Raw genomic sequence first — 8,903 nt, 5'->3', positions numbered from 1 at the left:
ATGGCACGAACGCGCGCTCGAACGGCTGTCGCCTCCCACGCTAGCGCCACGCTTATGTGGTGGGAGCCTAATTTAACATGGATAAAAGTGAAACGTGCCCCCGCGGCACCGCCGTTCTGTGAGGATTTGTTTCTAGCAAGGAGATTTATCCGTCCGTACGGATAAATACGCCCCTCCCCCTATCGCCTACATCTCCCTCTGGCTACCATCGCGCAACATACCTCGCCCGGGCGGCACGCCCGATGCAGCGCTTTTCGCGATCAGCAAGGAGCATGTCATGCGTGATGGATTTCACTTCTACGAGCCACACCAGGGCCACGGCTTGCCCCACGACCCTTTCAACGCCATCGTCGGGCCGCGTCCGATCGGCTGGGTCTCCTCTCAGGATCGCAACGGCCACCTGAACCTGGCCCCTTATAGCTTCTTCAACGCTTTCAACTACACGCCGCCGATCGTGGGGTTCTCCAGCATCGGCTACAAGGACAGCGTGCGTAACATCGCCGCCACAGGCGAGTTTTGCTGGCACTTGGCGACCCGCCCGCTCGCCGAACAGATGAATGCCAGCTGTGCCGGCGTGGCACCTGAAGTCGACGAATTCGCGTTGGCCGGCCTGACGCCGCGCGCCTCCCAAGTCGTCGAGGTACCGCATGTCGCCGAAGCGCGCGTCGCCTTCGAGTGTCGGCTGAGTCAGTTGATTCAGCTCCACTCCGCCGCTGGTGAGTCGCTCGAGACCTGGCTGGTGCTGGGCGAAGTCGTCGGTGTGCACATCGACCAGTCATTGCTACATGACGGCGTCTATCAGACTGCCGAGGCACACCCCATTCTGCGCGGCGGCGGCCCGGCCGATTACTTCGAAGTCAGCGCCGAGCAGAACTTCAAGATGTACCGGCCAGGTTAACCACACGCACTGCAGTAACGGTCTGGGACTCGCTCACGGCATCGGCCACGGCGCAGTCCAGAATGTCATCCTCTATTCCCGGCCCCTTCCTTCTCGCTGGCCCACGCGGTGCTTTTTCTCATCAACGTGGCGCCGGCTCAAGCATGCAGCATGCGCGATCCCCGCTATGTGCCTTATCACGTGACCATCTTGGATGATTGTCAACGGAGATGACTTCACAAAACCCTTTGAAGATTGTATAAAATATAAAACCTAACAAGATCGAGCGAAGGTGGCTTATGAAACGTGTGCACGTCATCGACTCCCACACCGTAGGTGAACCGACACGATTGGTCATGGAGGGCATGCCAGCGCTTTCCGGTAGCACCATCGCCGAGAAGTGCGACGACTTCCGCGACAATCACGATGCATGGCGCCGGGCTATCATGCTGGAGCCGCGTGGGCACGACGTGCTGGTCGGCGCGCTGTACTGCGAGCCCGAGTCCAACGATGCCAGTTGCGGGGTCATCTTCTTCAACAACAGCGGTTATCTCGGCATGTGCGGCCACGGCACCATCGGGCTAGTGGCGTCGCTATATCACCTGGGGCGCATGACGCCGGGCTGCCACAAGATCGATACCCCCGCGGGGCCCATCAACGCCACGCTTCACGACGACGGCGCCGTGACCGTGCGCAATGTCCTTTCCTACCGTCATCGTCACCAGGTACCCGTCGAGGTGCCAGGGTACGGCGTCGTACACGGCGACATTGCCTGGGGCGGCAACTGGTTCTTCCTGATCAGCGAGCACGACCTGACCATCGAGCTCGACAATGTCGAGGCCTTAACCGACTACACCTGGGCCATTCGACAAGCGCTGGAAACCCAGTCGATTACCGGCGAAAACGGCGGCGTCATCGATCACATCGAACTCTTCTGCGACGACCGCCATGCCGACAGCCGCAACTTCGTGCTGTGCCCCGGCAAGGCCTACGATCGCTCCCCCTGCGGCACCGGCACTAGCGCCAAACTCGCCTGCCTTGCCGCAGACGGCAAGTTGGCGCCGGGGCAGACCTGGGTGCAAGCGAGCATCTGCGGCGGCCAGTTCGAGGCCTCTTACGAATGGGAGGGCGAGTGCATTCGTCCTTCGATCAAGGGACGCGCCTATCTCAGCGCCGACGCCACCCTGCTAATCGATGAACAGGACCCGTTCGCCTGGGGGATCACGCGTCAGTGATCCCTCTGCTCTCGACGGTTCAGCGCCGGGCATCACGGCGATGCCATTGCGCTGAGCCACCTGCATGCAATCAACCAACCCTCGAGGAAAAACGATGAACGATGCCATCTTCACCGGTTGCATTCCCGCACTGATGACGCCCTGCACCGCCGACCGCCAGCCGGATTTCGACGCCCTGATCGCCAAAGGTCGTGAACTTATCGAACTGGGCATGAGCGGCGTGGTGTATTGCGGCTCCATGGGCGACTGGCCTCTTCTAAACGAAACGCAGCGCCAGGAAGGCGTTGCACGACTGGTCGAGGCCGGCATTCCGACCATCGTCGGTACCGGTGCGGTCAACTCCAAGGAAGCCGTTTCCCATGCGGCGCATGCGGCCAAGGTCGGTGCCCATGGACTAATGGTCATTCCTCGCGTGCTGTCCCGCGGCACATCCGCCACCGCGCAGAAGGCCCACTTCTCGGCCATTCTCGACGCCGCGCCCAACCTGCCGGCGGTGATCTACAACAGTCCTCACTATGGCTTCGCCACCCGTGCCGACCTATTCTTCGAGCTTCGCGCCAAACACGCGAACTTGATCGGCTTCAAGGAGTTCGGCGGCGCCGATGACCTGCGTTACGCGGCGGAGCACATCACCTCACAGGACGATGACGTCACCCTGATGGTCGGCGTCGACACCACCGTCTACCATGGCTTCGTCAACTGCGGCGCCACCGGTGCCATCACCGGTATCGGCAACGCCCTGCCCCGCGAAGTGTTGCACCTCGTCGCACTCAGCAAGAAAGCGGCCAAGGGAGACGTCACCGCTCGCCGCCGGGCCAAGGAGCTCGAAGAAGCGCTCGGCGTGTTGTCCTCTTTCGACGAAGGCGCCGATTTGGTGCTTTATTACAAGCACTTGATGGTCCTCAACGGCGAAAACGAGTACGCGCTGCATTTCAACGAAAGCGACGTGCTTAGCGACGCCCAGCGTCATTACATTGAAGCCCAGTACGACCTGTTCCGTACTTGGTACGCGCAATGGTCCGCCGCCCTCGACGACGCCTAAACGAGACACCTCACATCTTGGCATTGTAAGTGTCGCTTCACTGCCATGCCGGGAGGTCTACGATGACCGGCCTCCCGGCTGCCTTTCCCGATGCATCAAGCTGAGCGCTTTCGCATAGCGCGGTCTGAACGCGATGTCCCATGCCTTCATCTTGGACATTCATTGCAGTTTGTATACAGTATGCGAATTCCAACCTTCGGCAAGGACTGGCCATGGCGACTTACAAGACACGAGCGCAATTCGTCGCGGACGATCTACGCGGGCGTATCCTTGGCGGAGAATTCAAAGGCGGCACCCAGCTGCGCCAGGACGCCTTGGCCAAAGACTACGACGTCAGCCGCATCCCCGTCCGCGAGGCCTTGCTGACCCTGGAATCCGAAGGACTGGTCGAATTTCACGCCCACCGGGGGGCTTTCACCACCGAGCTTTCCGTCGCCAAGATCCGCGAACTTTTCGATCTTCGCGTTTTGCTCGAGACTTACGTACTGCGCCACGCCATCAATGGCCTAACTGACACAGACCTGAAAAAGGCCGAAGACATCCTCCTCAAGTACGACCAGGCGCTGAATTCCGGCGGCGACATCGATAACTGGAGCGAGTACAACTTCGCCTTCCATCAGGCGCTTTACGCCCCGGCCGAGCTACCTGAAACCCTCTCCCTGATCAGCCAATTGAACACCAAGTCCGATCGCTATATTCGCATGCAGTTGGTCTACACACAGGAAATCGAGAAAGCCGAGCAGGAACACCACGGACTCCTCGAACTGGCGCGTCAGGGCGATGCCGACAAGGCTTGTGAGTTGTTGAAGACGCATATTCAGGAAGCCTGCGAAGGCATCGTCGCCCTGTTGGAAGAGCGCGCTAAACAGCCCGAAACATCATGACCGGCACCTCATAAACCGGCTCTCGCCCATCAAGCGCAAGCGCTTCTCTTCAACACTGTCCAATCACCAAGCGTCGGACCTTCGGCCATCACCCGACCCAGCGCCGGCGCGTCGGTGCATCCTCCCTTTTGCTCGCCCGGAGTTGCCCACCCAAGGCGCCACGGCAAGCCCCATGCGGCCCCTATCCCTCAGTCGTCCGCTACCGATGATGTCATTCACGCGTCACATCACGACTTTGGTCGAATTCCGTCTTGAAGCTGGCAACGACATATCTTATATTTTATACAATCGACAAATACAAAATGATCTGTCAGTTGAGGGACCCCTATGGGCTCATATGACCAAGCCTGCCGAGACGACGCTAACCATGCCGATGTCACCGTTATCGGTGCCGGTGTGGTTGGTATCGCAAGTGCTCTCGCCCTGAGCCGGAAGGGCTTGCAAGTGCTGGTGGTGGACAAGCAAGCGCCAGGTATGGGGGCTTCCTTTGGCAATGCGGGACACATGGCCACCGAGCAAGTCTTTCCCCTTGCCGACGCATCGATCCTCAAACGCCTGCCTCGCATGCTGATGGACCCCATGGGGCCACTGCGCCTGGACTGGCGTCACGTTCCCAAGGCACTGCCTTGGTTCACTCGACTGTTGTTGAATCTACGCCAAGCGCCTTACCAGAACAGCGTGAGTGGCATTCGCGCGCTCAACGAGGTAAGCCTCAGTGCCTGGCGTCGCCTGCTTGAATCGGTCGATGGCACCCATCTGCTGCAGGAAGATGGCTCCTTCATGGTCTACGAGCAGGAAAGTTCCCGCGCCGACCTGGAGGCACTACAGACCTGCATGTCGGCACAAGGCGTGGCGGTTGAGCCTTGGCAGGGAGACGCCATTCGCGACGTGGCTCCGCAGCTCGCCGACTCGATTCGCGGTGGCTTGTTCTTTCCCGCTACCGGCCACGTCGTCGACCCGCTCTCGGTCGTCCAACGTCTGGTGGCAGCGGCCAAGGCCGAGGGCGTCAAGTTCTGCCAAGGCGAAGTCGTCTCCGGCGATGTTCACTCCCATGGCGTCACACTCGAGACAACCGCCTCGGAGCGGCTTCATGGACGCCAGGTGTTGGTGGCCTGCGGCGCACACTCGGCGGCGCTTACCGCCAGCCTCACTGGCACGCGGGTGCCATTGGACACCGAGCGCGGCTATCACCTGATGCTGCCCGGCGAGCAGTCGCGTCTACCCACGGCGGTGACGTCACTGGAGCGCCGTTTCATCATGACGCCGATGTCGGAAGGCCTGCGCCTGGCGGGCACCGTCGAATTTGCAGGCCTCAAGCGGCCGCCCAATATGGCACGGGCCTGGCAACTACATCGCTTGAGCCAAGGCCTTTTCAAGACGCCGCTCGATGCCGCCGAGGCAACGCCCTGGATGGGCTTTCGCCCTTCCCTGCCCGACTCGCTGCCCGTCATCGATAGTGCGAAAGACGGCAGGGTGCTGCTGGCTTTCGGGCATCACCATCTGGGTCTTACCCAAGCTGCGGTGACGGCCGAGCTTATAGCCGGGTTGGCAATGCAAGGAACGGCGGGGGGCGACGCATCCCGACACGCTCCCCCTGCTACCGACCAAGCACTTCCCGAGTTGACCCCCTATCGGCTCGATCGCTTCTAAACGCAATCCCCTCAACTCAGACAACAAGACCAAAGGAGATATCATGTCCTCATCCAATGCCCCTAGGCTACCCAGAATGACCGAAGTGCTGACCATCATGGTGGGCTTTATCGCCATCATATTCCTCAGCATCAACGTGCTCGGTCTACCCATTCAGCTTGCGCTGTTCGCTTCCTGGTTTCTGGTCATGGCACTTGGCCTGAAGCTCAAGATGGCCTATGCCGACATGCAGGAAGGCCTCATCGACGGCATTCATAATGGCATGGAAGCAGTGCTGGTTCTCACCACCGTCGGCGCCCTGATCGGCACCTGGATCGCCGGGGGCATCGTGCCCAGCATCATCTACTACGGGCTGACGGTGATGAACCCGCAGATATTCCTGTTCGCCGCCTTCGTGATCTGCGCCCTGACTTCGCTGTCCACCGGCACTTCTTTCGGTACCGCAGGCACCGCCGGCGTCGCCATGATGGGGATCGGTCATAGCTTCGGCATTCCACTGCCGTTGGTGGCCGGCGCCGTCATCTCCGGCGCGTACGTCGGCGACAAGATGTCGCCGCTGTCCGACACCACGGTGATGACCGCATCACTGTGCAAGGTCAATCTGATTGATCACATCCGTTCCATGATGACGGTCAGCGCACTCGCCATTCCGATTGCATCGATTCTGTTTCTGGTCGTCGGCTTCTTTTATGTCAGCGGCGATGTGGACACCTCGCGCGCCACTGTCGCCATGCAAGCACTAGAAACCAATTTCACCATCAGCCCATGGCTACTGCTGCCGGCGGTGATCGTGATCGGGCTGCTGACCCGTCGCTACCCGGCCATTCCAGTCATCACCTTCGGCGCCGTCCTGGGCAGTATCTGCGCCTGGTGGGCCCAGGGTGTCGGCCCCATCGATGCCATTCGCATCGCCTATGTGGGCAACGACATGCAGTCCGACGTGGAGTTTCTAAACACGCTGCTCAACCGTGGCGGCATCGAGTCCATGCTCAGTGTCGTGGCGTTGATCCTATTCGCCTTGGGCCTCGGCGGCTTAATGAGCCAAGTGGGTATCCTCAAGACGATCAGCAATGGCTTTTTGCGCTGGGCCAATAATCCAGGTCGTTTGACGGTTTCGACCATGCTAGGCGGGTTCTTCGGTAACTTCTTCGGTGGCGCAGCCTACGTTTCGCTGATCACCGCCAGCACCATCACCGGGAAGAATTACGACGACCAAGGCGTTGATCGGCGGGTGCTCTCGCGCAATGCCGAAGCGGGCGGCACCATCACGACTCCAATGGTGCCCTGGACCGACGGCGGTGTGTTCATGGCGACGACTCTCGGCGTCTCGACCATGACTTACCTGCCCTTCCTCTGGTACCACATGCTGGTGATCGTGATCTCGATCTTCTATGGCTACGCCAACATCGCCATCTGGAGAACCCAGCCCAAGGCCGAGGCACAAGACAACGCCAACACGCGGCAGAACTTCCAAGCCTCATAGCACGCCACCGAGCGTTCTCTCGTGATCTGACAAGCCCTGCCCAGAGCAGGGCTTTTCGGTAGGTAGGGGCGTGCCACTGCCCAACCGTGGCCTCATGGGCCACGCACCCTGCGTGATACACTAGCACTCACTTTCGTATCCGCAACGCAGGACGCCTACATGTCCCTCGACGATCTTCACCTCAATCTTCGTAACCTGACGCCCGAGGACTATCCGCAGCTCAAGACGCTGATGGACCGGGTCTATCACGACATCGGTGGCGCCTGGCCCAAGCGCACCATCGAGCGACTGATCAGTGAGTTCCCCGACGGCCAGATCGTCATCGAGGACGATAAGACACTGGTCGGCGTGGCTCTGACCGCGCGCGTCGACTACGAGGAATTTTCCAACCCGCACCGCTACGACGATTTGATGGATCAGCGGGAGATCATCCTCAACGCCCCCAAGGGCGACGCCATGTATGGCCTGGATGTGCTGATCGATCCGGCTTATCGCGGCTACCGGCTCGGCAGACGCCTCTACGAAGCCCGCAAGGATCTGTGTAAGTCACTGAATATGCGTGCCATTCTTGCCGGCGGCCGAATCCCCAACTACCACCAGCACGCCAGCGAAATGTCGCCGGCCGAGTATCTGGATCAGGTCTCGCGCAAGGAGATCCACGACCCCATCCTGTCCTTTCAGCTGGCCAACGATTTTCAGGTCAAGCGGCTGTTGCGCAAGTACCTACCGGAGGACGAAAAGTCCCAGGGCTACGCGACCCTGCTGGAGTGGAACAACATCCTTTTCGAGCCGGCCGAATCGGTGCTCGATACCCGCAAGACGCAGGTGCGAGTGGGCGCAGTGCAATGGCAGATGCGCGAGTTTTCTTCGGTGGAGGCGGTGCTGCAACAGGCTGAATACTTCGTCGATGCGTTGTCGGATTACCAGAGCGACTTCGCGATCTTCCCAGAGCTCTTCAACGCACCGTTGATGGGCCTTCAGGATCGCGCCGCCCAGCAAGATCAAATCGCGGCCATACGCTTTCTGGCCGGCTTCACCGAGCACTTCAAGACCGAGCTGTCACGCATGGCGGTGTCCTACAATATCAACATCATCGCCGGTTCGATGATCGAGGAACACGACGACGGGCATCTCTACAACATCTCCTATCTCTTCCACCGCGACGGCGACATCGAGGCACAAGCCAAACTGCACATCACGCCACAGGAGCGCCGCGACTGGATCATCGAAGGCGGCGACGACCTGCGTGTCTTCGACACCGACGCCGGTCGAATCGGCATTCTGATTTGCTACGACGTCGAGTTTCCAGAGCTCTCGCGGCTGCTCGCCGATCAGGACATGGACATCCTCTTCGTGCCGTTCTGGACGGATACCAAGAACGGTTACTTGCGCGTGCGCCACTGCTCTCAGGCGCGCGCCATCGAAAACGAGTGCTACGTGGTGCTATGCGGGAGCGTCGGCAACGTGCCGTCGATAGAGAACATGGAGATTCAATACGCGCAGTCCTCGGTGTTCTCACCCTCGGACTTCGCCTTCCCCCACGATGCGGTGCTGGCCGAAACCACCCCCAATACCGAGATGATCATGTTCTCGGATCTCGACCTGACCCGTCTCACAGTGGTGCGCAACGAAGGCTCGGTCACCAACCTGAAGGACCGCCGCCAGGATCTGTTCGACCTGCGCTGGCGAGACTGGTCGTGGAAGTCGGGCTCGCGCCAGGAAGACACCTGAG

7 protein-coding genes are annotated in these 8,903 nt (G+C 60.2%); all 7 read left to right on the top strand.

Features of this window, described 5'->3' with window-relative positions:
• Positions 1-277 precede the first annotated feature (277 nt).
• The gene (locus OP494_RS16865; RefSeq protein WP_280542700.1) at positions 278-898 is read left to right on the top strand and encodes a flavin reductase family protein; all 621 of its coding nucleotides are present in this window, start codon (positions 278-280) and stop codon (positions 896-898) included.
• Positions 899-1,176: 278 nt separating this feature from the next.
• On the top strand, positions 1,177-2,112 hold the full coding sequence (locus tag OP494_RS16860; protein ID WP_280542698.1) for a 4-hydroxyproline epimerase: 936 nt from the start codon (positions 1,177-1,179) through the stop codon (positions 2,110-2,112).
• A gap of 94 nt (positions 2,113-2,206) precedes the next feature.
• A complete protein-coding gene (locus tag OP494_RS16855; protein ID WP_280542695.1) occupies positions 2,207-3,154 on the top strand; it encodes a dihydrodipicolinate synthase family protein in 948 nt (315 codons plus the stop codon).
• Between the two features lie 212 nt (positions 3,155-3,366).
• Positions 3,367-4,038 (top strand): GntR family transcriptional regulator, encoded by a 672-nt coding sequence (locus OP494_RS16850; RefSeq protein ID WP_280542693.1) that lies wholly within the window; start codon positions 3,367-3,369, stop codon positions 4,036-4,038.
• Between the two features lie 327 nt (positions 4,039-4,365).
• Positions 4,366-5,688: an FAD-dependent oxidoreductase gene (locus tag OP494_RS16845; protein ID WP_280542692.1), complete on the top strand. Its 1,323-nt coding sequence runs from the start codon at positions 4,366-4,368 to the stop codon at positions 5,686-5,688.
• Between the two features lie 43 nt (positions 5,689-5,731).
• Positions 5,732-7,171 carry a Na+/H+ antiporter NhaC gene (gene nhaC / locus OP494_RS16840; RefSeq protein ID WP_280542690.1) on the top strand — a complete coding sequence of 480 codons (1,440 nt, stop codon included), beginning with the start codon at positions 5,732-5,734 and terminating at the stop codon, positions 7,169-7,171.
• Between the two features lie 159 nt (positions 7,172-7,330).
• A complete protein-coding gene (locus OP494_RS16835) occupies positions 7,331-8,902 on the top strand; it encodes a carbon-nitrogen hydrolase family protein (RefSeq protein WP_280542688.1) in 1,572 nt (523 codons plus the stop codon).
• Position 8,903: the final 1 nt, after the last annotated feature.

Source organism: Chromohalobacter sp. 11-W (assembly GCF_029889905.1).
Lineage (GTDB): Bacteria > Pseudomonadota > Gammaproteobacteria > Pseudomonadales > Halomonadaceae > Chromohalobacter.
The sequence above is the reverse complement of the archived record's forward strand: the minus strand, read 5'-3'. Positions and strand labels throughout refer to the sequence as shown.

Bases quoted from the DNA above. Each gene is read 5' to 3' on its own strand.
- nhaC (WP_280542690.1), top strand. From the start codon at position 5,732: ATGTCCTCATCCAATGCCCCTAGGCTACCCAGAATGACCGAAGTGCTG.
- OP494_RS16855 (WP_280542695.1), top strand. From the start codon at position 2,207: ATGAACGATGCCATCTTCACCGGTTGCATTCCCGCACTGATGACGCCC.
- OP494_RS16860 (WP_280542698.1), top strand. From the start codon at position 1,177: ATGAAACGTGTGCACGTCATCGACTCCCACACCGTAGGTGAACCGACA.
- OP494_RS16835 (WP_280542688.1), top strand. From the start codon at position 7,331: ATGTCCCTCGACGATCTTCACCTCAATCTTCGTAACCTGACGCCCGAG.
- OP494_RS16845 (WP_280542692.1), top strand. From the start codon at position 4,366: ATGGGCTCATATGACCAAGCCTGCCGAGACGACGCTAACCATGCCGAT.
- OP494_RS16865 (WP_280542700.1), top strand. From the start codon at position 278: ATGCGTGATGGATTTCACTTCTACGAGCCACACCAGGGCCACGGCTTG.
- OP494_RS16850 (WP_280542693.1), top strand. From the start codon at position 3,367: ATGGCGACTTACAAGACACGAGCGCAATTCGTCGCGGACGATCTACGC.